The following is a 25412-nucleotide window of genomic DNA, read 5'->3' on the forward strand; positions in this document are numbered from 1 at the left end:
GCCGTCGCGCACTTCGCGTGCGCCGGGCACTCGCGCACGTCGCGCACGTCGCGGCGACCGGCCGGTGTCGTCAGAGTTCGCGGTGGACCTTGGTGTTGGAGGCCTGGGCGCGGGGGCGGACGACGAGGAGGTCGATGTTGACGTGCGGGGGGCGGGTGCAGGCCCAGGTGATGGTGTCGGCGACGTCGTCGGCCGTGAGGGGCTCGGCCACGCCCGCGTAGACCTTGGCGGCCTTCTCGGTGTCGCCGCGGAAGCGGGTGGTGGCGAACTCGTCCGTCTTGACCATGCCGGGGGCGATCTCGATGACCCGGACCGGGGTGCCGACGATCTCCAGGCGGAGGGTCTCGGCGAGGACGCGGGCGCCGTTCTTGGCGGCGACGTAGCCCGCGCCGCCCTCGTAGGTGGAGTGGCCGGCGGTGGAGGAGAGGACGACGACCGTGCCGTCGCCGCTCGCGGTGAGGGCCGGGAGCAGGGCCTGGGTGACGTTCAGCGTGCCGATGACGTTGACCTCGTACATCTGACGCCAGTCGTCGGGGTCGCCGGTGGCGACGGGGTCGGCGCCGAGGGCGCCGCCCGCGTTGTTGACGAGCACGGCGAGGGTGCGGAACGCGGTCGCGAACTCCTCGACGGCGGCGCGGTCGGTGACGTCGAGGGCGTAGGCGGTGGCCTGGTGGCCCGCTTCGACGATCTCGGCGGCGAGGGCCTCGACGCGGTCCTTTCGGCGGGCGGTCAGGACCACGCGGTATCCGGCGGCGGCGAGCTGCTTGGCCGTGGCGGCGCCGATGCCGCCGCTCGCTCCGGTGACGACGGCGATGGGGGTACCGGCGGCGGTCATGACGTGCTCCTCGCGCATGTGGTCGATTGTGTCGATCGCGTGGTCAGGATAGGTCGGGGCGGTCGGGGAGGTCGGTGGCCGCGGGGTGGCATCGGACACGCTGGCTGATGGATAGTCAGAAAATGTGTCGATTCGTCGGTATCTTCTGACTATGGGTGCGATGCGCAAGGCTCTGCTCGGTGTGGTTCTCGCGGGCGTGATGGTGGTCGGTACGGGTGGTGGTGCGGGTGCCCGTGCTGTGGGGGATGAGGCCGATCTGGCTCATCATGGGCATCTCTCCCTCTGGGAGTGGCGGATCGGGGTCCGGCTGGTCAGTGAGAACCACGGGCCGTCGGACGTGCCCCAGGCGACGGTGCGGCTGGCGTTCTCCGAGCCGATGGCGGGTGGGCAGGAGCTGCCGCCGTCCTGCCTGTGGGGGAGCGACCGGGTGGTCGTCTGTCGGACGGGTGAGCTGCGGGCCGCGGGGGCGGCGGAGGAGCTGGCGCTGGAGCTGCGGACGGCGGCGTCCCCGGACGAAGTGACCGTCGACATCTCCACGATGTGGCTGGACGGGGCCGTCGACGGGAACCCCCGAAACGATCGGCATCGGGTGCTCGTGCTCGCCACGGGTGATCCGTATGTCTTCTGATGTCCTCTGACGCCTTCTGATGTCTCTGGGCCGCGTGGTCAGTAGGTGTAGCCGTCGGGGCGGACCAGGAGCGTCGTGGTGCGGGTGGGGTCGGTCCAGGTGGCCCGGACGAGGCGGGGCGGTGTGGTGGGGGCGGCGGCCGGAAGGTCGGGTGTGGTGCCTTCGGGGGCGATGAGGACGAACTCGCCTGCCCGCAGCAGTTCGTAGAGCCTGCCCTCGCGCAGCTTCAGGTCGGGGACGCGTCGGTGGGCCCGGCCGTAGTCGATGCCGACGCCGCTGATCATGCCCATCGCCTTGGCGGAGGCCGCGGGCACCTTGCCGAGCAGTTGCGCGGCGAGGGCGCGGGCGGTGCGCAGGAGGGGGCCGCGGGCCATGGCGAGGCGGACGATGGCGCCGCTGCTGCGGAGCACCGCCGCGCCGACGGGGTGCCGTTCGGCCTGGTAGCTGTCGAGGAGGGCCTCGGGGTCGGGGGCGTCGCCGTGGAGGACGGCGGCGAGCTTCCAGGAGAGGTTGGTGGCGTCCTGGAGGCCGGTGTTCATGCCCTGGCCGCCGGCGGGGGAGTGGACGTGGGCGGCGTCGCCGGCGAGGAAGGCGCGACCGACGCGGTAGCGGGGTGCCTGGCGTTCGTCGCTGTGGAAGCGGGAGATCCAGCGGGGGTCGTGCATGCCGTAGTCGGTGCCGAAGGCGAGGCGGGTGATCTCGCGGACCTCGTCGAGGTCGACGGGGTCGCTGTCGGGGACCTGGCGGGTGCGGTTCCAGCCCATGACGCGGTACCAGCCGTCGCCGAAGGGGGCGATGAAGGCGAAGGCGTCGTCCACTCCGTTGACGCGGAGCAGGTCCTCGGGTTCCTCGGCGAGGCGGACGTCGGCGAGGACGAGGGAGCGGATCACCGCCGTGCCGGGGAAGGGCAGGCCGAGCGCTGTCCGGACGGCGCTGCGGGCGCCGTCGGTGCCGACGAGATAGCGGGCGTGGAGGGTGAGCGGGGTGCCGTCGGGGTCGGTGGCCTCGACGGTGACCCGGTCGGCGTCCTGGGTGAGTCCGCGCAGCCGCGTGCCGTACCGGATGTCCACACCTGTGGATCGCGCGCGGCGTTCGAGGACCCGCTCGACTTCGTACTGGGGGGTGACGAGGAGGTACGGGAAGCGGGAGGGGAGCCGGGTCAGGTCGAGCGCGGGGCGGCCGAAGAGCCGCAGCCGGGTGATGGGGGTGCCGGTCGCGACGAGCTCGTCGGCGAGGCCGCGGGCGTCGAGCTGCTCCAGGGTGCGGGCGTGCACGGCGAAGGCCCGGGTGATGTTGCTGATGCCCTGGGGGCGGCGTTCGAGGAGGGTGACGCGCAGGCCCGCGGCGGCGAGGTCGCCGGCGAGGAGCATTCCGGTGGGGCCCGCGCCGACGACGAGGACGTCCGTGTCGACGGCGTCCGTGCGCGGGGAGTCTGCGTGGGGGGAGTCGGTGTCGCGGTGGTTCATGGCTGCCTCCAGGTGGGTGCGTGCGCCATCAACGGTCGTTTGCCAACGGTTGTTGGTCAACGCTTGTTGGCAACGGTAGAGCCGTCCGGTCTGGTGCGTCAACACCTGTTGGCCTACAGTTGTTGGCATGACGACCGCCCGCCGCTCCGACGCCACCCGCGCCGCGATCCTCGAGGCCGCCCGCGAACGTTTCGCGTCCGACGGCTACGAGCGCGCCACCATCCGGGCCATCGCCCGTGACGCCGGAATCGACCCGTCGATGGTGATGCGCTACTACGGCAGCAAGGAGGGGCTGTTCACCGCGGCGTCCGACTTCGAGCTGGACCTGCCCGAACTCGCCGCCCTGCCGTCCCGGCACATCGGCGCGGTCCTGGTCACGCACTTCCTCGAACGCTGGGAGCGTGACGACGTCCTGACCGCGCTCCTGCGAGTCGGGGTCACCAACCCGGCGGGCGTCGAGCGCATGCAGGCGATCTTCGAGGCGCAGCTCGGTCCGATCACCCGGGGAGTCTGCCCGGACCCCGCGCAGGCGCCGCGACGGGCCGCGCTGGTCGCCTCGCAGATACTCGGCATGGCCCTCACCCGCTATGTGCTGCGGCTGCCGCCCGCGGTCGAGATGTCCACGGACGAGATCGTCGCCTGGCTGGGCCCGACCGTCCAGCGCTACCTGACGGCCCCGGAGCCGTAGAGGCGGGGTGTCCGCGGGGCGAGGTGCCTGCAGCGCCGCCGAGGCGTCGCAGGGGCGAGCGCCCGTGGGAGTCTGCTTCGTACACTTTCTGCATGCCGCAGAAGAATTCCGCCCGGCGCGACGGCCTCATGAGCGAGCTCTACGACGAGTCCCGCCGCTACATGGCCGCCTACGCGCTCTTCAACCAGGCCGTCGCCGATCATCTGCGGCTCCACCCGACCGACGTGCAGTGCCTGAACCTGCTCTCCCTGGAGTCCGGCCCCGTGACCACAGGCCGGATCGCCGAACTGACCGGGCTGACCACCGGCTCCGCGACCCGGCTCGTCGACCGTCTGGAGCGGGCCGGCTACCTCACGCGCGAGCGGGACTCCGAGGACCGGCGGCGGGTGCTCGTCACCGTCGTGCCGGAGCGGATGGCGGAGCTGGGCGCGTTCTGGCGGCGGCTCAACGGCGCCTGGGGCACCATGTTCGACGCGTACAGCGACGCCGAAGTCGCCCTGCTCATCGCCCACATGAAGCGGACGGTGGAGCTCAGCGCCGCCCAGGTCGAGCGGTTGCGCACGGGCGACCTCGACTGACGGAGCGGCCGGGCGGCTGAGCTTGGGGCCCGGCTCCGGTCAGTGGGCCGCCGCGCCGCCGAACTCGCGCACGGCGTCGGTGACGATCGCCTCCAGGCGGGCGTGGTGGGCGCCCCGCCAGTACACGCGCTCGCACTTCGTGCACCGGGCGAAGACGTCGTACGTCTTCTCCGTGCCTTGCTCCAGGCGCTCGCGCACGGAGTCCTTGTCGGCGGTCGTCAGCGGCCCGTTGCAGGCCGTACAGCGGGTCCAGGGCTTCAGAGGCGGCGCGAACCGCTCCAGTACGTCTCGGAGTTGGTCGTCGGGCTGGTCGCTGTACACATAGGCGCCCGCCCACAGCTCCCGGCGGCGCAGCAGCCCCCGGTCCCGGGAGAGCATCACGCGCCGCTCCCGCGCGGAGAGCGTCGCGAGCGCGGGGTCGCCGATGTCCTCGCTCTCGTACGCCGCGTCGACTCCGAGGAGCCGCAACCGCCGGGCGAGCGTGCCCAGATGGACGTCGAGGAGGAACCGGAGCGGGGCGCCGGGCACCGACTGGGGGCGCTCGACGTCCTCGACCTCGATCGTCTCGCCGGCGGCCGGGATGTGGGACACCTCCACCGGGCGCCCGTCGACCAGGATCCGGCCGGCCTCGGTCAGCGGCACGCCCAGCGACTCCACGACATGCCCGAGCGTCGAGGCGCCGTCCGTGGTCACGGGGGTGCGCCCCGCGCGCCGCTCCGCCGAGACGAAGAGCCTCAGGCCGGGGGCGAAACTGATCTGGATCTCCGGTCCGTTCACGGGGACAGGATGTCACCGGGGCCCGCGGCGCGGCCAGGTATTTCGGCCGGTCGCGCTCGCCGCCGCGGCCTGGGCGGCGGCACCGCGGCGGCACCGGCGGCGGTCTCGGAGGCGCCCCGGAGGCGGTCGTCCCTAGGGGCGGAAGGCCTCCGCGTGTTCGGCGGCCCACTGGGCGAAGGTCCGCGCCGGGTGTCCGGTCAGCTCCTCCACGGTCCGGGACAGCGGGACGGGCCGGCCGTCGTACGAAGCCCAGTAGGAGAGCAGGGCGTCGGCGAAGCTCTCCGGGATATGGGCGGAGGTGGACGCCTTCCACTGCTCCGGGGTGATCGGCGTGTGGGGCGCGGGGCGGCCGGTCGCCTCGGCGAGTATCGCCAGCTGCTCGGTGAACGTCAGTGACTCCGGGCCGGTCAGCAGGTAGGAGGAGCCGCGCAGTCGGGGTTCGGTCAGGACCGCGAACGCGGCCTCGGCGACGTCCCGCTCATGGATCGGGTCACCGTACGAACCCGGGTACGGCAGCTCCACCGGGTGCCCCGCCCTGATCGCCCAGGACCACTGCAGCGCGTTGGTCGCGAACGCGCCCGGCTGGAGGTGGGTCGCTTCGACGTCGCCCCGGGCGGCGGCGGCCTCCAGGGCGCGCTCGACGGCCAGGTGCGAGGCGGCGATCGGGTTCTCGGCCGCCTCCGGTGCGAGTACCGAGCTGGAGGACAGCAGGGCGATGTGCCGGACCCCGGCCGCGGAGGCCCGGGCGAGGAAGGTCTCGATGTGCGAGGGCTCCGCGTACAGGAAGACCGAGTCCACGCCGTCGAGCGCGGCGTCGAAGTCCGCCGGGTCGGAGAGGTCGCAGCGGACGGTCTCGATGCCGTGGCCGCTGCCGGGGATGGCGGCGATGTCGCTGTCGCTTTCGGTATCGGTGCCGCCGGGTGGTGAGAGATCCGCGGGGTTCTTGGACGCGGCCCTGACCTTGATGCCCGCGCTGTGGAGCAGGCCGAGGAGGGTCGAGGCCACGCGGCCGCGGCTTCCGGTGACGAGGACCGTCATGGGAGGGGTCCTTTCGGTGAGGGTGACTGTGTAAGGAAGAATCTGTGTCACGCAGATAAATATCCGCGAGGGTCCCCGTCCCGTCAACCCTGAATCAACCCTGCCGGGAGAACCCTGGGATACCGTCCCCGGCATGAAGATCGTCGACCTCGAGCCCGGTGACCCGCGCCTGGACTCCGACCTGCTCCCCGTCCTGCGCGAGCTGCGCCCCCACCTCACGCCGCAGCTCTTCCACGAGGTGCAGGAGCGGGGCCACGCCCAGGGGCTGCGCTTCACCGCCGCCTACGCGGACGACGGTGCCTGCGTGGGCGCCGCCGGCTGGCGGATCATCGACAACACCAGCTCCATCCGCCAGCTCTACGTCGACGACCTGGTGACCGCAGCCGACGCCCGCTCCACCGGCGTCGGCCACGCGCTCCTGGCCCACCTGGAGGGGCACGCGCGCGAGGCGGGCTGCCGGGAGCTGAACCTCGACTCCGGCACGCACCGCACCGGAGCCCACCGCTTCTACCTGCGCGAGCGCCTCGACATCGTCGCCTTCCACTTCGCCAAGGACCTCACGAACGAGGAGGGCTAGAGGACCGTCAGGCGAGAGCCTCCCGGTCGGCCTCCAGGTCCGCGTCCCGGTCCGCGTCCCGGTCCGCGTCCCGGTCCGTCTCCCGGTCCGCCTCCAGGTCCAGGCGCCAGTCGTTGCACCGCAGCGGGTGGCCCGGTGGGTACTCCAGCTCGCGCTCGCCGCGCAGCTCGAAACCGGCCTTGCGGCACACCGCGTTCGACGGTCCGTTGTCCGTCGACGGGAACGCGTGCAGGTGGCGGCGGGCGCGCGTGGTGCGGGCGCGCTCGGCCACCGCGCGCGTGGCCGCCGTCGCGACGCCCCGGCCCTGGTAGCCGGGCAGCACCGTCCAGCCCGTCTCGTACACGGGCTCCCCGTCCCAGGTCTGCTCCCAGAAGCCGATGCTGCCGACCGCGACCTCCTCGGGGAGCAGCATGATCCGGAACATCAGCCCCGCGTTCGTCCGCCGCTCGCTCAGGTCCACGTAGCGCCGGTGCCGCTTGAGCAGGGCCTCCTCGGTCTCGGGGCCGCCCAGGTGCTCCATGAGCTCGGGGGCGTTCATGGCGCGCAGCAGCCACAGGTCGTCCTCGGACCATGCTTCGAGGCGTATGGGGGAGGCCTTGTCCGTGTCCATGGCCGCACTGTAGGTCAGGGGTCCGACACCTGGCGGGCGTACGCGGTGGGTGGCACGCCGACCGTGGCCGTGAAGTCCCGTACGAGATGGGCCTGATCGCTGTAGCCCAGCTCGGCGGCGAGGCCGGCCCAGTCCGGGGCGCCCTCGGTCCCGGTGGCCTCGGCGCGCTCCAGGGCCTCGTGGATGCGGTAGCGGAGGATGACCCATTTCGGGCCCACGCCAACGTGGTGGGCGAAGAGCCGTTGGAGCGAGCGGCTGGACAGGCCCGCCGCGCGGGCCAGTTCGGAGACGCGGCGGATCGACCGGTCCGTACGGGCCAGTTGTACCAGCTCCATGGCCTGGGTGGCCTGCGGATCGGGTGCCGGGCCGTGGGCGAGCAGGAAGGCGTCGAGCGCCGCCACGCGCGCGTGGTCGGTCTCCGGGTCGAGGACGGCCGTGACGGAGGCGGCGTCGGCGTCGGTGAACACCGTGTCGAGCGGGACGCGCCGGCCGGTCCACTCCGACACCGGCCGGTCGGGGGCGAAGGGCCGGAAGCCGCCCGGCCGGAACTGCACGCCGCAGACCCGGCCGACGCCGGTGAGCTTCTTCGTGAAGAGTTCGAGGCCGATCCCGGCGACCTCCGCGAAGGTCGTGTCCTCGTCCCGGTAGCGCTGGAAGACCACGTTCACCGAGGGGTGGGGGACGACGTGGCTCGCGTACGGCTCGGAGAGCTCCCAGTCGATGAACCAGTAGTGCTCCAGGTACGGGCGCAGTTCCGGTGCCGGGTCGTGGCGGCGGAACCGGACGCGGGCGAGGAGTTCGGCGGCGTCGACGATGCCTCGGGTGTCGCGGCGCGGACCGGGCCCTTCGGCGGCGGGGGTGCGCGGCGCGGGGCTCACCGCAGGCGGCCCGCCGAGCCCACCGTGAGGCGGGAGACGACCTGGCCGAAGGCGTCCTCCTCGGCCGGGGTCAGGGACACGGTCTCCTGGGGGTGCCAGACCCGCTCCAGGGGTGCGGCCGCCCGCGCGCGGCGGGCATGGGAGCGCAGGCTCACCGCCACCCACACGGCGGTGGACACGGCGAGCAGCCCGACGAGGGTGATCACACGGGGGTCCGAGAACTGGCCCGGCAAGGACGACATGGCTGACTCCGGGGAGCGAGGGGCCCTGCGGTGACGCGCCCTGGCAGACGGCGCGCGCGCACGGCACTGACGATTCCTGCTGCTTCCTCCCGACCTGTTCAGTCAACACCATTCCGGGGACTTTCGGCAGGGGGGCCGGGACCTTGGTCCCGGCCGGTGGTCTCGGACGGGCGGCCGGCCGGTGGTCCCGGACGGACGGCCGGTGGTCCCGGCCGGTCCGTGCCGCTTCGGATGGGCCGGAGGCCCTCTTGTGCGGGCCGGTGAAGCGCCCCAAGGTGGCGGCATTGGCGGGAACGGCGGAATGGCGGGTTTCGGCCGGGGAGGCCGGGGAGGGAGCAGCCGCATGTCGGAGACGAGGGCGTGGGGGTTCACCGACGACAGGGGTGCGGCGGTGGAGGCCGTACGCGCGCCGGTGAGGGTGGCGGCCTATGTACGGGCGGGGGCGGCCCTGCTCGACCTCGGGGTGACGCCGGTCGCGGTGTACGGCTCCGGGCACGACGGGGACGTCCTGGATGCGGTCAAGGCGGGTCGGCTGGAATCGGCCGGGGTGCCGTACCTGGGGGCGGGGCGGGCGCTGGACGAGGCGCGGTTGGGGGGTGTGCGGCCGGATCTGATCGTCGACGTCACGTACGACGGGAAGAGCGCGTACGCGCTGGACGAGGGGGTCGCGGAGCGGGTGGGGGTGCCGGTGGTGGCGCTTTCGGTGGGGAACGAGGGGGCGCTGTCGGCGATCATCGGGCGGTTCGGGGAGTTGGCGGTGGCGTTGGGTGGGGGCGGGGTGGACGGCTCTGTTGACCCCGTGGCCTCCGCGGAGGCGGTCCTGCGGTCCGCGGCCGCGGGGGTGGACGTGCGGGTGCTCGCGCTTTCCGGGGCCGGTCCCGATCAGGTCCACCTGGCTCGGCCGCAGGCGTGGCCTGAACTGGCGCGGCTTGCCGAGTTGGGGGTTCGGTTGGTGGATCCCGGTCCGGGGCCCGGGGCGAACTGGCTGACGGGGGACTGGGGGCGGGTGGCCGCCTTGGAGCCGGGGCTCGTGCTGTACGACAGCCGTGCGAACGCGGTGCGGCCGCCGGGGGCGGTGGGGGGTGCGGGTGCGCGGGCGCGGGTGGCGCCTTGGAATCCGGAGACGCCGCCGAGTGCGGTGGCGTACGCAGCGTTCTTCCTGGAGCTTGCGGAGGCGCTCCGAGCGTAGGGCCTCGCCTTGGCCCCGGCCCCGGCCCCGGCCAGGTTTACGGCCCCGGGTGCGGGGCCCGGGCCGAACGGCCCCTGGACGGGCACCGCCCCCGTGGGTTGTGCCCACCCGTCCCGCCCCGCGGGACGATTGCCCACAACGGGGGTCGCGAGAGCGCGGCGCCCACAATGGGGGGCGCGAGAGCGCGGCGCCCACAACGGGGGCGCGGGACGCCGCCCACAGCGGGGGCGAGGGTGGGCCGCCCCACAGAGCATGCCGCAGGCGCGTCGGCCCCTCAACGGGGGTGCGGGAGGGCCGTCCCGGCCGGGGTGTCGCCCCTGCGGGTCCCCGACGAGGGGCATGGGTGGGTACCGCCCCCGTGGGTTGTGCCCACCCGTCCCGCCCTGCGGGACGATTGCCCACAACCGCGGGGTGTGAGAACGGCCTACCCCAACCGCGCCCGCAGCGACCCCGCGAATTCCTCCGCTCTCGCCAGTTGGGCGCGGAGTTCGGCCACTCGTTGCGTTGCCGCTTGTTCGTAGTGGTGGATTCGGGTGAGGAGGGTGGTGCGGTCGGTGGGGGTGAGGGTGGGGTCGGTGAGGCGGGCTACCGCTTCCAGGAGGTCGCGGGTCTCTTCGATGGTGAAGCCCAGGGGCTTCATCCGGCGGATCACCATCAAGCGGTCCACGTCCGCGTCCGTGTAGAGCGGGAAGCCGCCCTGGGACGCGGCGGAGGGGACGACGAGGCCGCTGTCCTCGTACTGGCGGATCGTCCGCAGGGACAGTTCCGTCCGCGCGGCGACCTCCCCGATCTGCATGGGTTCGCCGGCCATGCGCAGTCTGCTCACGGCACCCGTCCTTCCCGCGCGGCTTCCGCGCACCCAGAAGTCATTTGTCCTAACTTCAGCACTTATGAGAGCTGGAAGTGCGGCGAAACGCCTGCTCGTCGGACGGCCATTGGACAGCGGCCGGCTCGGCGAGACCCTGCTGCCCAAGCGGCTCGCTCTACCGATCTTCTGCAGCGACCCGCTCTCCTCCGTCGCGTACGCCACCGAGGAGATCCTGCTGATCCTCGCCCTCGGCGGGCTCGCCGTGCTCCATCTGGCCTGGTACGCGGCGGTCGCGATCGTCATCCTGCTGCTCGTCGTCGTCGCGTCCTACCGGCAGACCTGCTACGCCTACCCCGGCGGCGGCGGGGCCTATGTCGTCTCCGCCGAGAACCTCGGCCAGACCGCCGCGCTCACCGCCGCCAGCGCCCTGCTCATCGACTACGTCATGACCGTCGCCGTCTCGATCGTCTCCGGCGTCGCGGCCATCACCTCCGCCGTGCCCGCGCTCGACGGGTACGCCGTCGCTCTGTCCGTCACCTTCGTGGCGGTCCTCGCGTGGCTCAATCTGCGGGGTGTTCGTGAGTCCGGGCGCTACTTCGCCATCCCCACGTACGCGTTCATCGCCACCATCTACCTGATGTTCGCCGTCGCCGCCGTCCGGATGGCCACCGGCGCGACCATCCGCGCCGAATCCGCCGACCTGCCCGTGAACGCCGAATCCACCTACGCCGGACTCGCGCTCGTGCTCCTCGCCATGCGCGCCTTCGCCTCCGGCTGTACGGCCCTGACCGGCGTCGAGGCCATCAGCAACGGCGTACCCGCCTTCGAGAAGCCCAAGAGCCGCAACGCCGCCACCACCCTCGCGATCATGGGCGGCTTCGCCGTGACCATGTTCTTCGGCATCACCACCCTCGCGATGATCTACGAGGTGCACGTCGCCGAGGACCCCACCGAACTCGGGCTCGCCCCCGGCACCGCCATGCCGACCGCGCTCGCCCAGATCGGCCGCGCCACCTTCGGCAGCTGGCACTTCCTCTTCTACCTACTCCAGGCAGTCACCGCCGCCGTCCTGATCATGGCGGCCAACACCGCCTTCAACGGCTTCCCCATGCTCGCCTCCGTCCTCGGCCGCGACCGCTACGCGCCCCGCCAGCTCTTCCACCGCGGCGACCGGCTCGTCTACTCCAACGGCGTCCTGCTGCTCTCGCTGGCCGCCATCGCCCTGATCGTCGCCTTCGACGCCAACCTCACCCGGCTCATCCAGCTCTACATCATCGGCGTCTTCGTCTCCTTCACCCTGTCCCAGGCGGGCATGGTCAAGCACTGGCGGCGAGAACTCGCCACCCCGGCGGGCGCGGCGAACCGGGTCCACATCCTGCGCCGCCTCGCCATCAACGCCTTCGGCGCCTGCCTCACCGCCGTCGTCCTCGTCATCGTGCTCATCACCAAGTTCACGCACGGTGCCTGGATCGTCGTCCTCGCCATGCCCGTCCTCTTCGCCGGCATGAAGGGCGTGCGCCGGCACTACGAGGCCGTCGCCGCCGAGGTCGCCGTCCCGCCCGGCGCCCGCCCCCGCCCGCTCTCCGGGAACCACGTGATGGTCCTCGTGGCCTCCATCAACGCGCCGAGCCTGCGGGCCCTGTCCTACGCCAAGACCCTGCGCCCCGCCTCACTGACGGCGGTCACCGTCGCCGAGGACCCGGCCGAGGCCGAGGTCCTCCGCGCCACCTGGGAGGCCCACGGCATCGACGTACCGCTGCGGGTGCTCAGCTCTCCGTACCGCTCCATCGTCCAGCCGGTCCTGCGGCACATCAGGGACGCGCCCGAGCGGACGGAGGACTCGGTGGTGTCGGTCGTCATCCCCGAGTACGTCGTCGGGCACTGGTGGGAGCAGCCCCTGCACAATCAGAGCGCCCTGCGGCTCAAGACCCGGCTGCTGTTCATGAAGAACGTCGTCGTCATCGACGTCCCCTACCGCCTCGCCTCCGCCCGCGAGCTGGCCGCCGAGCGGGCCAAGGCCGCCGAGCGGGCCCAAGCGGCCGCCGAGCGTGACAGAGAAGGCAAGTAAGACCTACTACGGCCAGACCAGGCAGTACGGCTGGTGGCCCGCCTCGTGCAGGCGGTGGGAGAAGTCCTGCCACTCGTGCAGCAGCTGGTAGACGTTGAACGCGTCGCGCGGGCCGCCGCGGTCCGGGACCGTGGACCAGATGAAGGCCGCCGCGCCCACCGACTCCTCGCCGATGCCGCGCAGCGGGTCGACCACGGTCATGGGCAGCTTCACCACGGCGTAGTCGGGGTGGAGGACCACCAGTTCCAGCGGGGGCACCTTGTGCAGGGGCATGCCCTGGATGCCCGTGAGGACCATCGCGGCTATCGTCTCGGGCTTGATCTTGGTGAACATGCCACCCATGCCGAGCTCGTCGCCGCCCAACTCCTCGGGGCGCATCGAGATCGGGACGCGGGCCGCCGTGGCACCGTCGGGCGCACCGAAGTACTTGTACGTCACCCCCAACCGGCCACTCCCGCTTCCCGTCGTGTGCTCCGTCGACCCCGGTCCGCCCGTGGGGCCTGGGGACTGCGCGGGCTCTTCCGTACGCCGTCGCCGGTGCCTCCCCCGACGGGCAGGCTCCGGACCCAGATCGTCCGTCCCCTCACCCAGTCCGCCACCGCGATGCATATCTCCACCCGACTGCTTTTTCGGCAACACGACCCCGGTCGTGCGACCCGATCAACGTGACAGTGACCTCCCCCACGCTCTCGCGGTGAAACACCTGTCCGCAAGAACGTCCGGCCCTCTGACACCATGGATTCCGTGAGTCATCCCTTTGACGCCCCAGTTTCGCAGACGCGGAGGATCTACGCCCCGGCGTAATGCACGGGGCACGTCAAGGAGTGCTCACACCCTCCCTCCGTACTCGCAGCCGTACTCGCAGGTCAGGACCACAGTGCCGTATTCATACGAAGCCCCAGTCTCACAGACGCTTTTCGACCGCGCGTCCCTCGTGACGCCCGGCGGCGTGAACTCACCGGTGCGCGCCTTCCGAGCCGTGGGCGGTACGCCCCGGTTCATGGTGTCCGGTACCGGCCCGTACCTCACCGACGCGGACGGCCGTGAGTATGTCGACCTCGTCTGCTCGTGGGGGCCGATGATTCTCGGCCACTCCCACCCCGAGGTCACCGCCGCCGTGCAGGCCGCCGTCTCCCGCGGGACCTCCTTCGGTACGCCCGGCGAGGGTGAGGTCGCCCTCGCCGAGGAGATCGTCGGCCGGATCGAGCCCGTCGAGCAGGTTCGGCTGGTTTCCTCCGGTACGGAGGCCACGATGTCGGCGATCCGGCTCGCCCGGGGCTTCACCGGCCGGGCGAAGGTCGTGAAGTTCGCCGGCTGCTACCACGGTCACGTGGACGCGCTGCTCGCCGCCGCCGGCTCCGGTGTGGCCACCTTCGGCCTGCCCGACACGCCCGGCGTGACCGGCGCGCAGGCCGGCGACACGATCGTCCTGCCGTACAACGACCTGGAGGCCGTGCACGAGGCCTTCCACAAGTACCCGGGCGAGATCGCCTGCGTCATCACCGAGGCCTCGCCCGGCAACATGGGCGTCGTCCCGCCGCGGCCCGGCTTCAACCAGGGCCTGAAGGACGCCTGCGCGAAGAACGGCGCCCTGTACATCTCCGACGAGGTCATGACCGGCTTCCGGACCTCGCGCGCCGGCTGGTACGGCGTCGACGGCGTGAAGCCCGACCTGATGACCTTCGGCAAGGTCATGGGCGGCGGCTTCCCCGCCGCAGCCTTCGGCGGCCGCGCCGACGTGATGGGGCACCTCGCCCCGGCCGGCCCGGTCTACCAGGCGGGCACCCTCTCCGGTAACCCGATCGCCACCGCCGCGGGCCTCGCGCAGCTGCGGCTGCTCGACCAGGCCGCGTACGACAAGGTCGACGCGGTCTCGACGGAGATCCAGGGGCTCGTCACCGACGCGCTCGCCAAGGAGGGCGTCGCGCACCGGCTGCAGACCGCCTCCAACATGTTCTCCGTCTTCTTCACGGCCACCGAGGTCCGCAACTACGACGACGCGAAGAAGCAGGAAGCGTTCCGCTTCAACGCCTTCTTCCACTCGATGCTGGCCGACGGCGTCTACCTGCCGCCGTCCGCCTTCGAGTCCTGGTTCGTGTCGACGGCCCACGACGAGCGCGCGGTCGAGCGGATCGCCGCCGCGCTGCCCGCCGCCGCGCGCGCCGCAGCGGAGGCCACCGCATGAGCGTCAGCGGGAGCCTTCCGAGCGGCGACAGCAGCAGCGGCAGCAACGGCGACGGCGTGCACGACGAGATCACCGTCGTCCACCTGGTGCGCCACGGCGAGGTGCACAACCCCGACGGCGTCCTGTACGGCCGCCGCTCCGGCTACCACCTCTCCGAGCTCGGCCGGCAGATGGCCGACCGGGTAGCCGAGCACCTGGCCGACCGGGACATCACGCACGTCGTGGCCTCCCCGCTGGAGCGGGCGCAGGAGACGGCGCAGCCGGTCGCCAAGAGCCACGGCCTGGACCTGGCCACGGACGGGCGGCTGATCGAGGCCGGGAACGTCTTCGAGGGCAAGACCTTCGGCGTCGGCGACGGGGCCCTGCGCAAGCCGGGCAACTGGAAGCACCTCACCAACCCGTTCAAGCCGTCCTGGGGCGAGCCGTACGTCGAGCAGGTCGTCCGGATGATGGGCGCGCTCGACGCGGCGAAGGACGCGGCGCGCGGGCACGAGGCGGTCCTCGTCAGCCACCAGCTGCCGATCTGGATCGTGCGGAGCTTCGTGGAGAAGCGGCGGCTGTGGCACGACCCGCGGCGCCGCCAGTGCACGCTGGCCTCGTTGACCTCGTTCACGTACCGGGGCGACAAGATCGTCTCGGTCGGCTACAGCGAGCCGGCGCGTGACCTCGTCCCCGCGCACCTGCTCGCGGGCGCGAAGCCGGTGAAGGGGAAGTCGAAGGCCTTCGGGGCGTAGCGCTCCGCGGGAAGACCGGTAAGAGCCACAAGGGTCGGTGCGCACGTGCCGGTCCGTCGTGGCTGGTCGCGCAGTTCCCCGCGCCCCTAGCGGGTCGACCCCTAGGTACTTAGTTCGAGTCCCGCAAATCCGGGTACACCGTCAAGGCGATCGGATGACGTGAAGTCATCTGGTCGCCTTGAAATTTTTGTGCTAATTCCCGGAACCTCCGTGTTCCTCCCGGCATCTCACTCATTGTCGGTTTGGATGACCGTTCGGTCATACGTAAACGCGAATGGGGACGTCATGCGCGGGATCACTCGAAGGGGCCTCATCGGGGCAGGCGTTGGCGCGGCCGCAGCGATCGGGATCGCCGGTTGCAGCACCAACGGATCGGACAAATCGGGAACTTCCGGACCCGGTAAGGGTGGCGACGCCTCGGGGTCGCCGAGCCCCGCCAAGCCCACCGGTCCAGAGGTGAAACTCATCGGTGACGGTTCCACCGCGGACACCGGAAAGCAGCCGAACCAGCCCGACGCCCCCGTCCCGCTCGAACCCGGCCAGACCCCGCCCCAGTTCGTGATCTTCTCCTGGGACGGTGCGGGCGAGGTCGGCAACGGTCTCTTCCCGCGCTTCCTGGAACTCGCCAAGAACCACGACGCCGCGATGACCTTCTTCCTCTCCGGGATCTACCTCCTCCCGGAGTCCAAGAAGGACCTCTACCGCCCGCCGAACAACCGCGTCGGCGCCTCCGACATCGGCTACCTCACCGACGACCACATCAAGGACACCCTCAAGAACGTCCGCCAGGCCTGGCTCGACGGCCACGAGATCGGCACGCACTTCAACGGCCACTTCTGCGGCGGCTCCGGCTCGGTCGGCAACTGGACCCCCGCCCAGTGGCAGAGCGAGATCGACCAGGCGACGAAGTTCGTCACCGAGTGGAAGACCAACAGCGGCTGGACCGACCTCGACCCGCTGCCCTTCGACTACGGCAAGGAACTCGTCGGCGGCCGCACCCCCTGCCTCCTCGGCCAGGACAAGCTGCTGCCCACGGCCAAGCGCCTCGGCTGGCGCTACGACGCCAGCTCGCCCGGTGGCCGCCAGATGTGGCCGGACAAGCGCCAGGGCATCTGGGACCTTCCGCTGCAGGCCGTGCCGTTCCCCGGCCACTCCTTCGAGGTCCTGTCCATGGACTACAACATGCTCGCCAACCAGTCGAAGAACACCACCAAGGGCATGCCCTCGCGCTACCCGGGCTGGCGCAAGCAGGCCACCGAGGCGTACCTCGCCGGGTTCAACCGCGCCTACGAGTCCAACCGCGCGCCCTTCTTCATCGGCAACCACTTCGAGCAGTGGAACGGCGGCATCTACATGGACGCCGTCGAGGAGTCGCTCAAGGGCATGGCCGGCAAGAAGGACGTACGGCTCGTCTCCTTCCGCCAGTTCGTGGACTGGCTGGACGTGCAGGACCCGAAGATCCTCGCCAAGCTCCGTACGCTCGAAGTCGGCCAGTCGCCCACCGGCGGCTGGAGCACGTTCCTCAAGGCCGCTTAGCCCTCGTACGTCCCTTAAGCCCCCTTGACAAGGGGCTTTACGGGCACCCAGGGGGGCGCCCAAGATCCCCCAAACGCCCATGCGAAACTTTTCACATGAGCCTTAGCCGCGCCCCTCGACGCACCCTGCTCGCCGTCGGAGCCCTGTCGGCCGCCCTCGCTCTGTCGGCCTGCAGCTCGGACTCCAACGGCAAGTCGGGAGGCGGCGGCGGAACCAACTTCGTGACCAACACGGGCGGTATCTCCACCGTCGCCAAGGGCGAGCGCACGGCACCCAACAAGATCGCGGGCGAGACCCTCGAAGGCGAGAAGCTCGACGTCGCCGACCTCAAGGGCAAGGTCGTCGTCCTCAACGCCTGGGGATCGTGGTGCGGCCCCTGCCGCGCCGAGGCCCCGCACTTCGCCAAGGTCTCGAAGGAGCTCAAGGCCAAGGGCGTGGAATTCGTCGGCCTCAACACCCGCGACTTCAACAAGCAGCAGGCGATCACCTTCGAAGAGGACTACGGAGTCCCCTACCCGAGCCTGTACGACCCGGCCGGCAAGGTGATCCTCAACGGATTCCCCAAGGGCACGCTCAACCTCCAGGCCATTCCGTCCACCGTCGTCCTCGACAAGGACGGCAAGATCGCCGCCCGCGCCCTCATGGCCCTCGACGAGAAGAAGCTCCGCTCGATGATCGAGCCGCTTCTCGCGGAGAAGTGATCCGGTGAACGAGACGGTCTTCAGCGGGGCTCTCCTGCTCGCCCTGCCCATCGCCGTCCTCGGCGGCCTGGTCTCCTTCTTCTCCCCGTGCGTCCTGCCGCTCGTCCCCGGCTACCTCAGTTACGTGACCGGCGTCACCGGCACCGACCTGGCCGAGGCCAAGCGCGGCCGGATGGCGGGCGGGGCCGCGCTCTTCGTCCTGGGCTTCACCGCCGTCTTCGTCTCCGGCGGCGCGCTCTTCGGCGGCTTCGGCAACACCCTGCAGGAACACCGCGAGATCATCTCCAAGGTCCTCGGCGCCCTGACCATCCTGCTCGGCCTCTTCTTCATGGGCGCGATGCCCTCGATCACGAGGCGCGAGTTCCGCTTCCACAAGCGGCCCGTGACCGGACTCCTCGGCGCGCCCATGCTGGGCGTGCTGTTCGGCGTCGGCTGGGTGCCCTGCATCGGCCCGACCCTCGCCGCCGTCCTCGCCCTCGCCTCCAACGAGGCCAGCGCCGGGCGCGGGGCCGTCCTCACCGTGGCCTACTGCCTGGGCCTCGGCCTGCCGTTCATCCTCACCGCGATCGCCTTCCGCCGGGCCCTTGGCGCCTTCGGCTGGGTGAAGCGGCATTATGTCTGGGTCATGCGCGTCGGCGGCATCATGCTGATCGCGACCGGCCTGCTGCTCGTCACCGGAGCCTGGGATCGCATCGTGTCCGAGATGCAGGTCTGGACTGCCGGCTTTACCCCGGGGATCTGATCCATGACCCACACCAGCCCGAACGAGACCGAAGCACGCGACGACCTGACCGTGGCGGGCTCCCAGCTCTCCACCGCCCCGCAGGAGGAGACCGCCGTCGCCGGCCCCACCCTCGGGGTCATCGGCTGGATCCGCTGGTTCTGGCGGCAGCTCACCTCCATGCGGGTGGCGCTGATCCTGCTCTTCCTGCTCTCCCTCGGCGCGATCCCCGGCTCCCTCATCCCGCAGACCAACGTGGACGAGCTGAAGGCGCAGACCTTCAAGGACGCCCACCCGACGCTGACGCCGATCTACGAGAAGCTCCAGCTCTTCGACGTCTACAGCTCGGTGTGGTTCTCCGCGATCTACATACTGCTGTTCGTCTCCCTCATCGGCTGCATCGTCCCGCGCAGCTGGCAGTTCGTCGGCCAGCTCCGCGGCCGCCCGCCCGGCGCCCCCGGCCGCCTCACCCGGCTCCCCGCGTACACGACGTGGCGGACCGAGGCCGAGCCCGAGCAGGTCCGCGAGGCCGCGCTCACGCTCCTCAAGGGCCGCCGGTTCCGCGCGCACACCGTCAAGGACGCCGTCGCCGCCGAGAAGGGCTACCTCCGCGAGACGGGGAACCTGCTCTTCCACATCGCCCTGATCGTGATGCTGGTCGCCTTCGCCTGGGGCCAGCTCTTCAAGTCCGAGGGCGGCAAGCTGATCATCGAGGGCGACGGCTTCGCCAACACCCTCACCCAGTACGACGACTTCAAGTCCGGCTCGCTCTACAGCACCGACGACCTCGCCCCGTTCAGCTTCCAGCTGGACACCTTCACCGGTACGTACGAGAAGAACGGCCCGCAGCGCGGCACCCCGCGCACCTTCGAGGCCGCCGTCACGTACTCCGAGGCGGGCGGCAAGGACAAGAAGGCGATCATCCGGGTCAACGAGCCGCTGAAGGTCGGCGGCTCCAAGGTCTATCTGATCGCCCACGGGTACGCGCCCGTCGTCACCGTCAAGGACGGCCGCGGCAAGGTCGTCTTCCACGGCGCCGTCCCGCTGCTGCCGTTCGACAACAACATCACCTCGACCGGCGCGATCAAGGTGATGGACGGCTACCGCGACAAGAACGGCAAGAAGGAGCAGCTGGGCTTCCAGGCCTTCTTCGTCCCGACGTTCGCGGGCGCCGGCAAGGGCGACATGTTCTCCCAGTTCCCGGCGCTCGAGTTCCCCGTGATGGCCCTCACCGGCTACCACGGCGACCTGCGCGTCAACTCGGGGCTGCCGCAGAACGTGTACCAGCTCGACACGTCCAAGATGAAGCAGTTCAAGGTCGAGTCGGGGACCGGCGTCGCGCAGCGCATGCTGCCCGGCGAGACGATGACCCTGCCCGACGGTGCCGGCTCGATCACCTTCGAGAAGGACATCAAGGAGTGGGCGAGCTTCCAGATCTCCCAGCAGCCGGGCAACGGCCTCGCCCTCGCGGGCGCGGTCGCGGCGATCGCGGGCCTGACCGGCTCGCTCTTCATCCAGCGCCGCCGGGTCTGGGTGCGGGCCGTACGGGGGAAGGACGGCGTGACCGTCGTCGAGATGGCGGGTCTTGGCCGGAGCGAGTCCGCCAAGCTCCCGGAGGAGCTGGCCGAACTGGCGGCCGCGCTCCACGCACAGGCGCCGACCGCGCCCTCCGCGCCGGAAACCGCGGCTGATCCCGCGGACGCCGAACCCGCCGAAACCGCGGAACCCGCGGCTGATCCCGTAGCAGCCGATCCTGCCGAAGCCGAAGGGGCTGAGAAGTGAATCTCGCCGTCGTGAGTCTCGCCGCCGAGACCAACGAGAGCCTGGCGCAGATGAGCAACACGCTCATCTACTCCTCGATGGCCGTCTACACCCTGGCCTTCCTCGCGCACATCGCCGAGTGGGTGCTCGGCAGCCGCAGCAAGGTCGGCCGTACGGCCGCCGCGCTGACGGACCGGGCGAAGGCGACGGCTTCCGCCTCCGCCCCCGCCGTCCAGGTGAAGCAGGCCGGCGGCGCCACCGCCGTCCTCGACAAGCCGACGGTCGTCACCCGGTCCGGCGCGGGCGTCCGCGACGTGCCCGACGGCCCCGGCGCGGCCGGCGGCACGGTCAAGGGCGACCTGTACGGCCGTATCGCCGTCTCGCTCACCGCGCTCGCGTTCCTGATCGAGGCGGCGGGCGTGGTCTCCCGGGCCCTCGCGGTGCAGCGCGCCCCCTGGGGCAACATGTACGAGTTCTCCACCACGTTCTCCACCGTGGCGGTCGGCGCGTACCTCGGCTTCCTCGTCGCGAAGAAGAACGTCCGCTGGATCGGTCTGCCGCTGGTGACGACCGTCCTGCTCGACCTCGGCCTGGCCACCACCTGGCTGTACACCGACAGCGACCAGCTGGTCCCGGCGCTCGACTCGTACTGGCTGTGGATCCACGTCTCCACCGCGATCTTCTGCGGCGCCGTCTTCTACCTGGGCGCGGTCGCCACGCTCCTGTACCTCTTCCGCGACTCGTACGAGAACAAGCTCGCCACCGGCGGCAACCCGGGCTCCTTCGCCCGCTCCGTCCTGGAGCGGCTGCCGTCCGCGGCCTCCCTGGACAAGTTCTCGTACCGGGTCAACGCGGCGATCTTCCCGCTGTGGACGTTCACGATCATCGCGGGCGCGATCTGGGCCGGCGACGCGTGGGGCCGCTACTGGGGCTGGGACGCCAAGGAGGTCTGGTCCTTCATCACCTGGGTCGGCTACGCGGCGTACCTGCACGCCCGCGCCACGGCCGGCTGGAAGGGCCGCAAGGCCGCGTACATCGCGCTCATCGCCTTCGGTTGCTTCCTCTTCAACTACTACGGCGTGAACATCTTCGTGAACAGCAAGCACTCGTACGCGGGCGTCTGAGCCGGTCTGCGCTGGCAGGCCGCCTGCCCCGGCGGGACGCTTGAGGTATGAGCGAGATACCCCGGGGCAGCTGCGAGACCCACGACGGCAACCTGCGTCACCTGCGGTACGTGATCGATCTGCCCCACCCGCCCGTACGGGTGTGGGCGGCGGTCGCGACGCCGGAGGGCCTGCCGCAGTGGCTCTGCGCGGCGGATCCGCTGGAGCCGAGGCTCGGCGGCGAGGTGACGCTGCGCTGGCTGAACGGGGACACGGTGGTCTCGGGGACGGTGACGGCCTGGGACCCGGAGTACGTGGCGGAGTACACGGTCGAGCCGACGCACGGCCGGATCCGGTTCCACCTGGAACCGTCCGGCGGGGGCGGCGGCTCGACCGTGCTGCGTTTCACCAACGAGTTCCGGGCGACGCGGGACGAGAAGCTGGACGTCATGGCCGGCTGGCACGACCACTTCGAGCGACTCGTCCGCGCGCTGAACGGCGACCCCACGGACTGGCGGACCTGGACCGCCGAGCGGTGGCAGCACCTACGGGACCTGTACGAGCGGGACGAGGCACCCTGGCCGAAGTGGGAGCCGTAGGACCGCGCGCTCACCCCTTCCTCGGTGGGAGGCAGTTCTCCTTTGGTGGGGTGCGTTCCGGCCAGGCGATCTGGACGAACTTCTGGGTGCCGTCCTCCGACAGCTCCACGATCGGGACCGCCTTGTTGAACGGGTTGCCGTAGTTGTCCAGGCAGATCCAGCCGCTCGCGCCCTCGACCCGGAGCGAGCCCTTCACTTGGGGCCACTGCGTGCCCACGTCCGCCGGTTCCGGGTACTGGGCGCCCTGCGGGGTCGCCTGGCGGATCGCGTGGACCGCCGTCGCCATCGCGTCGTACGCCACGATCGCCTGGCCGTCCGCCAGCGGGATCGGCTTCTTCGATGCGCGGGCGATGTCCGCGAGGAACGTCTCGTACGCGGCCGTCGAACCGCCCGTCGCCGGAACCGCGCGGCCGGGGCCCGGCCTCCAGGCGTCGGGGTGGGCGAGGGAGGCGTAGCGGACGGTCAGCTTCGCCTTCAGGGCGGACCGGTTGAGCTTGGTGTCCGCGCCCAGGTACGAGCCCTCGTCGCCGGTCAGGATCGTGAACGGCCGCTCGGCGCAGCCCCGCGCGCCGAGCGCGTTGATGAACTGGCGCAGCTGGGTGTGGCGGCCCGCGAAGAAGACCGTCTCCGCCCTCGTGTCGCAGATGAGGTGCGTGATCTGACGGAAGGTGTTCGCGGTCGTGCCCTCCTCCGTCGGGTCCGGCGGCGAGGTGAAGAGCTGCGGCTCGTACGGCGCGCCCTTGAGCGAGGCGGAGAACGCCGCCTTCAGGGTGTCCGTGTAGTGGTCGCCGGTCCGGGTGTCCTGGACGAGCAGCGCCTTCGCCCCCTCGACCTTGCCGAAGTGGGCGAGTGCCTTGGCCTCGTCGCCGTTGGTGGGGGAGACCCGGGCGAGGCCGGGGTAACGGTTCTTCCCGGCGCCCGCGCCGTTGGCGATGTCGTCGGCGGTGATGGTCGTGCCGACGACGGCGATGCCCGCGCCGGTCAGCGCCGCCACCGCCTGCCGTATCTCGGTGGAGGAGGTCGCGACCCCGGAGACCGCCCGCAGCCGGTCCTCCCCGCCGGTCATCCCCTTCAGCCGCTCGACCGTCGTACTCCAATGGGCGTTGCCCTTGCCCGTGTTGGCGAGGACGAGCCGGATCTTCGGGGTCTCGCTGTTCGACTCGTGGTTGGCCCGGTACTGGCGGGCGTACGCACCCGCGACCTCGTACAGCATCTTCTCCCGCATGCCGGAGTCGGTGGAGGTCAGCGGCAGCAGCAGGGCGACCGTCGCGTACTCGCCGGACTTGAGCGTGCGGTTCTCGGTGCGGATGAGGCCGGCGATCTCGGTGAGCGTCGGGACGCCGAAGTCGTACCCGTCGCCATTGACGCCGACGCACTCCGAGCTGCCCTCCGGCCGCTCCACGCCCGCGGCGCAGGAACGGTCCTCCGGGGTCAGGGCGCGGTCGACGGCGTACCCGGCGACGGAGCCGACGACGGCCACGGCGACCACGCCGGTGAGGATCTTCTGACGGGCGGTGTACCAGAAGCGGGCGCGCAGCCGGCTGACCATGGCCTCAGTCTCCGTTCTCCGTGCCGGGCGGGAGCGAGAGGCCCCGCCAGGCGCGGATGTCCCTCGGCCAGTGGGTGGCCGCGTCCCAGAGCGGACTGTTCCCCGTGCGGTGGCGGCCGGAGAGCTGGCGCAGCTCGTGCGCCAGCTTGTCGGTGACCGCCTCGTCGGGCAGCGCGAGCGGATCGGTGAGCAGCCAGACGGCGTGCAGCAACCGCCGCAGCGAGAGGTGGAGTTCGACGGTGTCGTCGTCGTACGTGGCCGGCAGCGGGTCGCCGGTGACCTGGCCGAGCGCGGTCGCCCGGCGCGGATCGGGCCGATCGGGGTGGTGTCTCTCCCGTGGGTACGGTGCCGAGGTGATGAACCGGAGCCGGTCGAGCCAGCCGAGGACGTCCGCCTCGGGGAACGTGACGCGCAGGTGCGTCACCGCGTCGTCGGTGCGGCCGAGCGCCAGCTCCTGGTGCAGCCGGTACGGGACGGGCCCGGGGGCGTAGTGCCGGTGCAGGGTCTCGTGGACGGCGCGCCAGGTCGCGTACTCCTCGCCGTCCTCGAAGCGGAGCCGGTGCAGGAGCAGGGCGCGCAGCAGCGGGTCGGCGACGAAGCGCTCGGGGCCCTCGGGCCAGTCCTCGGCGCGCAGCAGGTCCCGTACGCGCAGCGCCATGTCGCCGTCGAGGGACTCGCCGCGCAGCCGGGTCCGGGCGAGCATCCGGGCCGAGTCCTCGTCGTGGGCGGCGGCGAGGACGGCGAAGGGGCCGTGGCGCAGACCGGGCAGGAGCTCTTCGAGGAGGGTGGGCGCGACTGGAACGGGCGCGCTGTCCTCGCGCAGTTCCACGGTCAGGTCCAGGAGCGCGCCGGGGGTCAGCGAGGGCTTCTGGTCGGCCGGTGCCTCGCCGGCCGCGCGGCCGAGGAGGACCACGCCGAGGGGCCGGCCGCCGGTCAGCCGGTGGACGGCGCGGGCCAGTTCGGCGGGGGTGCGGCCGGCCGGGTCGAAGCGGTCGAAGGCGCTGCGGGTCTGGGCGGGCGACAGCGGGGGCAGTTCGACGGCGAGGATGCCGGAGGTGACGTCCGGGCCGCGCGGGCAGGGCGCGCGGTGCGCGGTCTCGGGCAGCCGCAGCCGGGTCGCGTGCCGGATGCCGTCGTGGTCGCGGACGCGGGAGGCGGCGATGACGACGACCCGGTCGCGGCGGCCGTCGGCGCGGGCCCGCAGGATCGGCTCGATCAGGCGCCGGCCGAGCGGCTCGTGGGCGTTGTCGAGGAGGAGCACGGGTCTGCCTCGGCGGGCGCCGCGGTTGGCGAGGCCGGTGAAGGCGCGGGCCAGGTCCTCGACGAGGGCGCCGACGAGGAAGTCCTCGGCCTCGCGGCGGCGGCCGCCGCCCTGCGAGAAGTCCATCGCGAGCTGCTGGAGCCCGGACGTGCCGCGTCCGCCCGCGTTCCGGTACGTCCCGTACCAGCTCTCGGCCTTCTGCTGGAAGCGGCCGAACACCTCCTCCAGGACCGTCTCGACGGTGGCCTCGGCGAGCAGCCCGGCCATCGGGGCGGTCGCCTCGGCGAAGTTGGCGGCGAGCTTGGCGAGGACCTTGGTGACCCAGTTCGCGGCGGCGCCCTTGGCCGCGTCGACGGTCGACAGGACCGGCCCGAGCCGCTGCAGGTCGCGCCGGGCCCGCTCGTCGTCCTCCTGGGACCAGCTGATGGAGGCGACGGCGACGAGACCGAGCGAGAGCCGCGGGAACTGCACGGGCTTCGCGGCGAGCACGCGCGGCGACAACTGGACGGCGAGCTCGGCGAGGGCGCCGGTGAGCGGGTTCCAGCCGGGGCCGTGGTCGGCGGGCGGCTCGATGTGCGCGCAGTCGAGCAGGGCGAGCGGCGTGGCGGCCTTGTAGGCGTTGCGCACCTGCTTCAGCAGGGCGGTCTTGCCCATGCCCCGGCCGCCGGTGAAGACGGTGACGGGCGGGTCGTCGGCGTGCTCGTACGGGGTACGGGCATAGCGGTACGGCGTGAGCCCGATCAGTCGCGAGGCGAGCCCGGCGTCCTGGAAGACCGCCTCCCGCCCGTACAGCTCCCTGTCCACGTGCCGCCACCCCCGTCACGCCACCGGTCAACCTCAACTCCAGGATATCGACGGGGTGTTGGAATCGCGGCTGCCC

At 71.6% G+C, this 25412-nt stretch carries 25 protein-coding genes; 14 read left to right on the top strand and 11 right to left on the bottom strand.

All coding sequences use genetic code 11. The features are described 5' to 3' along the window. Positions 1 to 70: 70 nt before the first annotated feature. A complete protein-coding gene (locus ACWCO8_RS24160) occupies positions 71 to 835 on the bottom strand; it encodes an SDR family NAD(P)-dependent oxidoreductase (RefSeq protein WP_362017184.1) in 765 nt (254 codons plus the stop codon). 160 nt (positions 836 to 995) lie between these two features. Here ACWCO8_RS24160 and ACWCO8_RS24165 point away from each other — a divergent pair, with 160 nt between their 5' ends. Further along, a complete protein-coding gene (locus ACWCO8_RS24165) occupies positions 996 to 1463 on the top strand; it encodes a hypothetical protein (protein ID WP_451034001.1) in 468 nt (155 codons plus the stop codon). 38 nt (positions 1464 to 1501) lie between these two features. Here ACWCO8_RS24165 and ACWCO8_RS24170 read toward each other — a convergent pair whose 3' ends face one another. Beyond that, positions 1502 to 2929, bottom strand: a complete 1428-nt coding sequence (locus ACWCO8_RS24170) for an FAD-dependent monooxygenase (protein ID WP_451034002.1) — start codon at positions 2927 to 2929, stop codon at positions 1502 to 1504. A 127-nt stretch (positions 2930 to 3056) separates the two neighbouring features. On the opposite strand from ACWCO8_RS24170, the gene ACWCO8_RS24175 reads away from it, so the two are divergent. Beyond that, the gene (locus ACWCO8_RS24175; protein ID WP_362017137.1) at positions 3057 to 3617 is read left to right on the top strand and encodes a TetR/AcrR family transcriptional regulator; all 561 of its coding nucleotides are present in this window, start codon (positions 3057 to 3059) and stop codon (positions 3615 to 3617) included. Between the two features lie 92 nt (positions 3618 to 3709). Beyond that, a complete protein-coding gene (locus ACWCO8_RS24180) occupies positions 3710 to 4195 on the top strand; it encodes a MarR family winged helix-turn-helix transcriptional regulator (protein WP_451034003.1) in 486 nt (161 codons plus the stop codon). A gap of 39 nt (positions 4196 to 4234) precedes the next feature. On the opposite strand, the gene ACWCO8_RS24185 is transcribed toward ACWCO8_RS24180, so the two are convergent. Both ACWCO8_RS24185 and ACWCO8_RS24190 read right to left on the bottom strand, forming a co-directional pair. Then, positions 4235 to 4972, bottom strand: coding sequence for a Mut7-C RNAse domain-containing protein (locus tag ACWCO8_RS24185; RefSeq protein ID WP_451034004.1), 738 nt, complete (start codon positions 4970 to 4972; stop codon positions 4235 to 4237). A 132-nt stretch (positions 4973 to 5104) separates the two neighbouring features. After that, a complete protein-coding gene (locus tag ACWCO8_RS24190) occupies positions 5105 to 6010 on the bottom strand; it encodes an NmrA family NAD(P)-binding protein (RefSeq protein ID WP_451034005.1) in 906 nt (301 codons plus the stop codon). Positions 6011 to 6143: 133 nt separating this feature from the next. On the opposite strand from ACWCO8_RS24190, the gene ACWCO8_RS24195 reads away from it, so the two are divergent. After that, positions 6144 to 6587: a GNAT family N-acetyltransferase gene (locus ACWCO8_RS24195; protein ID WP_451034006.1), complete on the top strand. Its 444-nt coding sequence runs from the start codon at positions 6144 to 6146 to the stop codon at positions 6585 to 6587. A gap of 7 nt (positions 6588 to 6594) precedes the next feature. Here the strand turns inward: ACWCO8_RS24195 and ACWCO8_RS24200 are convergent, their stop codons facing one another. Genes ACWCO8_RS24200 through ACWCO8_RS24210 form a run of 3 tightly spaced genes read right to left on the bottom strand, consistent with a single transcriptional unit; the run spans position 6595 to position 8317 of the window. Next, on the bottom strand, positions 6595 to 7197 hold the full coding sequence (locus ACWCO8_RS24200; RefSeq protein WP_451034007.1) for a GNAT family N-acetyltransferase: 603 nt from the start codon (positions 7195 to 7197) through the stop codon (positions 6595 to 6597). A gap of 14 nt (positions 7198 to 7211) precedes the next feature. Next, on the bottom strand, positions 7212 to 8075 hold the full coding sequence (locus tag ACWCO8_RS24205; RefSeq protein ID WP_451034008.1) for an AraC family transcriptional regulator: 864 nt from the start codon (positions 8073 to 8075) through the stop codon (positions 7212 to 7214). Next, on the bottom strand, positions 8072 to 8317 hold the full coding sequence (locus ACWCO8_RS24210) for a hypothetical protein (protein ID WP_362017125.1): 246 nt from the start codon (positions 8315 to 8317) through the stop codon (positions 8072 to 8074). Before ACWCO8_RS24210 ends, ACWCO8_RS24205 begins: the two co-directional genes overlap by 4 nt. 343 nt (positions 8318 to 8660) lie before the next feature. Between ACWCO8_RS24210 and ACWCO8_RS24215 the strand changes: the two genes are divergently transcribed. After that, the gene (locus ACWCO8_RS24215; protein ID WP_451034009.1) at positions 8661 to 9506 is read left to right on the top strand and encodes an ABC transporter substrate-binding protein; all 846 of its coding nucleotides are present in this window, start codon (positions 8661 to 8663) and stop codon (positions 9504 to 9506) included. 424 nt (positions 9507 to 9930) lie between these two features. On the opposite strand, the gene ACWCO8_RS24220 is transcribed toward ACWCO8_RS24215, so the two are convergent. Beyond that, positions 9931 to 10317, bottom strand: a complete 387-nt coding sequence (locus tag ACWCO8_RS24220) for a MerR family transcriptional regulator (protein ID WP_451034262.1) — start codon at positions 10315 to 10317, stop codon at positions 9931 to 9933. 79 nt (positions 10318 to 10396) lie between these two features. Between ACWCO8_RS24220 and ACWCO8_RS24225 the strand changes: the two genes are divergently transcribed. Then, complete coding sequence (locus ACWCO8_RS24225; RefSeq protein ID WP_451034010.1) at positions 10397 to 12382, top strand: APC family permease; 1986 nt, start codon at positions 10397 to 10399, stop codon at positions 12380 to 12382. A 6-nt stretch (positions 12383 to 12388) separates the two neighbouring features. Here ACWCO8_RS24225 and ACWCO8_RS24230 read toward each other — a convergent pair whose 3' ends face one another. Continuing rightward, complete coding sequence (locus ACWCO8_RS24230) at positions 12389 to 12991, bottom strand: hypothetical protein (protein ID WP_362017120.1); 603 nt, start codon at positions 12989 to 12991, stop codon at positions 12389 to 12391. A gap of 268 nt (positions 12992 to 13259) precedes the next feature. Here ACWCO8_RS24230 and hemL point away from each other — a divergent pair, with 268 nt between their 5' ends. From hemL to ACWCO8_RS24270, 8 genes are all read left to right on the top strand, one after another. Next, the gene (gene hemL, locus ACWCO8_RS24235) at positions 13260 to 14567 is read left to right on the top strand and encodes a glutamate-1-semialdehyde 2,1-aminomutase (protein WP_362017118.1); all 1308 of its coding nucleotides are present in this window, start codon (positions 13260 to 13262) and stop codon (positions 14565 to 14567) included. Next, positions 14564 to 15301, top strand: a complete 738-nt coding sequence (locus tag ACWCO8_RS24240) for a histidine phosphatase family protein (RefSeq protein WP_451034011.1) — start codon at positions 14564 to 14566, stop codon at positions 15299 to 15301. Before hemL ends, ACWCO8_RS24240 begins: the two co-directional genes overlap by 4 nt. Positions 15302 to 15586: 285 nt before the next feature. Next, positions 15587 to 16837, top strand: a complete 1251-nt coding sequence (locus ACWCO8_RS24245) for a hypothetical protein (RefSeq protein ID WP_451034012.1) — start codon at positions 15587 to 15589, stop codon at positions 16835 to 16837. Positions 16838 to 16932: 95 nt separating this feature from the next. Then, a complete protein-coding gene (locus tag ACWCO8_RS24250; RefSeq protein WP_362017112.1) occupies positions 16933 to 17538 on the top strand; it encodes a TlpA family protein disulfide reductase in 606 nt (201 codons plus the stop codon). A gap of 4 nt (positions 17539 to 17542) precedes the next feature. Continuing rightward, the gene (locus ACWCO8_RS24255) at positions 17543 to 18280 is read left to right on the top strand and encodes a cytochrome c biogenesis CcdA family protein (RefSeq protein ID WP_362017110.1); all 738 of its coding nucleotides are present in this window, start codon (positions 17543 to 17545) and stop codon (positions 18278 to 18280) included. 3 nt (positions 18281 to 18283) lie between these two features. Continuing rightward, entirely contained in the window at positions 18284 to 20041 is a 1758-nt protein-coding gene (resB, locus tag ACWCO8_RS24260) for a cytochrome c biogenesis protein ResB (RefSeq protein WP_451034013.1), read from the top strand. 11 nt (positions 20042 to 20052) lie between these two features. Beyond that, positions 20053 to 21144: a c-type cytochrome biogenesis protein CcsB gene (gene ccsB, locus ACWCO8_RS24265; RefSeq protein ID WP_362017180.1), complete on the top strand. Its 1092-nt coding sequence runs from the start codon at positions 20053 to 20055 to the stop codon at positions 21142 to 21144. 47 nt (positions 21145 to 21191) lie between these two features. Next, positions 21192 to 21722, top strand: a complete 531-nt coding sequence (locus ACWCO8_RS24270; RefSeq protein WP_451034014.1) for an SRPBCC domain-containing protein — start codon at positions 21192 to 21194, stop codon at positions 21720 to 21722. A 10-nt stretch (positions 21723 to 21732) separates the two neighbouring features. Here ACWCO8_RS24270 and ACWCO8_RS24275 read toward each other — a convergent pair whose 3' ends face one another. Together ACWCO8_RS24275 and ACWCO8_RS24280 are read right to left on the bottom strand one after the other, a co-directional pair. Then, positions 21733 to 23271, bottom strand: coding sequence for an ABC transporter substrate-binding protein (locus ACWCO8_RS24275; RefSeq protein ID WP_451034015.1), 1539 nt, complete (start codon positions 23269 to 23271; stop codon positions 21733 to 21735). Positions 23272 to 23275: 4 nt separating this feature from the next. Continuing rightward, the gene (locus ACWCO8_RS24280) at positions 23276 to 25336 is read right to left on the bottom strand and encodes a hypothetical protein (RefSeq protein WP_451034016.1); all 2061 of its coding nucleotides are present in this window, start codon (positions 25334 to 25336) and stop codon (positions 23276 to 23278) included. Positions 25337 to 25412 lie beyond the last annotated feature (76 nt).

It is taken from the genome of Streptomyces sp. NPDC001927, from assembly GCF_053594455.1.

What these genes read in the sequence shown, in the direction of transcription:
- ACWCO8_RS24160 (WP_362017184.1), bottom strand. Translation starts at nt 835, where the DNA reads ATGACCGCCGCCGGTACCCCCATCGCCGTCGTCACCGGAGCGAGCGGC.
- ACWCO8_RS24165 (WP_451034001.1), top strand. Translation starts at nt 996, where the DNA reads ATGCGCAAGGCTCTGCTCGGTGTGGTTCTCGCGGGCGTGATGGTGGTC.
- ACWCO8_RS24170 (WP_451034002.1), bottom strand. Translation starts at nt 2,929, where the DNA reads ATGAACCACCGCGACACCGACTCCCCCCACGCAGACTCCCCGCGCACG.
- ACWCO8_RS24175 (WP_362017137.1), top strand. Translation starts at nt 3,057, where the DNA reads ATGACGACCGCCCGCCGCTCCGACGCCACCCGCGCCGCGATCCTCGAG.
- ACWCO8_RS24180 (WP_451034003.1), top strand. Translation starts at nt 3,710, where the DNA reads ATGCCGCAGAAGAATTCCGCCCGGCGCGACGGCCTCATGAGCGAGCTC.
- ACWCO8_RS24190 (WP_451034005.1), bottom strand. Translation starts at nt 6,010, where the DNA reads ATGACGGTCCTCGTCACCGGAAGCCGCGGCCGCGTGGCCTCGACCCTC.
- ACWCO8_RS24195 (WP_451034006.1), top strand. Translation starts at nt 6,144, where the DNA reads ATGAAGATCGTCGACCTCGAGCCCGGTGACCCGCGCCTGGACTCCGAC.
- ACWCO8_RS24200 (WP_451034007.1), bottom strand. Translation starts at nt 7,197, where the DNA reads ATGGACACGGACAAGGCCTCCCCCATACGCCTCGAAGCATGGTCCGAG.
- ACWCO8_RS24210 (WP_362017125.1), bottom strand. Translation starts at nt 8,317, where the DNA reads ATGTCGTCCTTGCCGGGCCAGTTCTCGGACCCCCGTGTGATCACCCTC.
- ACWCO8_RS24215 (WP_451034009.1), top strand. Translation starts at nt 8,661, where the DNA reads ATGTCGGAGACGAGGGCGTGGGGGTTCACCGACGACAGGGGTGCGGCG.
- ACWCO8_RS24220 (WP_451034262.1), bottom strand. Translation starts at nt 10,317, where the DNA reads ATGGCCGGCGAACCCATGCAGATCGGGGAGGTCGCCGCGCGGACGGAA.
- ACWCO8_RS24225 (WP_451034010.1), top strand. Translation starts at nt 10,397, where the DNA reads ATGAGAGCTGGAAGTGCGGCGAAACGCCTGCTCGTCGGACGGCCATTG.
- ACWCO8_RS24230 (WP_362017120.1), bottom strand. Translation starts at nt 12,991, where the DNA reads ATGCATCGCGGTGGCGGACTGGGTGAGGGGACGGACGATCTGGGTCCG.
- ACWCO8_RS24240 (WP_451034011.1), top strand. Translation starts at nt 14,564, where the DNA reads ATGAGCGTCAGCGGGAGCCTTCCGAGCGGCGACAGCAGCAGCGGCAGC.
- ACWCO8_RS24245 (WP_451034012.1), top strand. Translation starts at nt 15,587, where the DNA reads ATGCGCGGGATCACTCGAAGGGGCCTCATCGGGGCAGGCGTTGGCGCG.
- ACWCO8_RS24250 (WP_362017112.1), top strand. Translation starts at nt 16,933, where the DNA reads ATGAGCCTTAGCCGCGCCCCTCGACGCACCCTGCTCGCCGTCGGAGCC.
- resB (WP_451034013.1), top strand. Translation starts at nt 18,284, where the DNA reads ATGACCCACACCAGCCCGAACGAGACCGAAGCACGCGACGACCTGACC.
- ACWCO8_RS24270 (WP_451034014.1), top strand. Translation starts at nt 21,192, where the DNA reads ATGAGCGAGATACCCCGGGGCAGCTGCGAGACCCACGACGGCAACCTG.
- ACWCO8_RS24275 (WP_451034015.1), bottom strand. Translation starts at nt 23,271, where the DNA reads ATGGTCAGCCGGCTGCGCGCCCGCTTCTGGTACACCGCCCGTCAGAAG.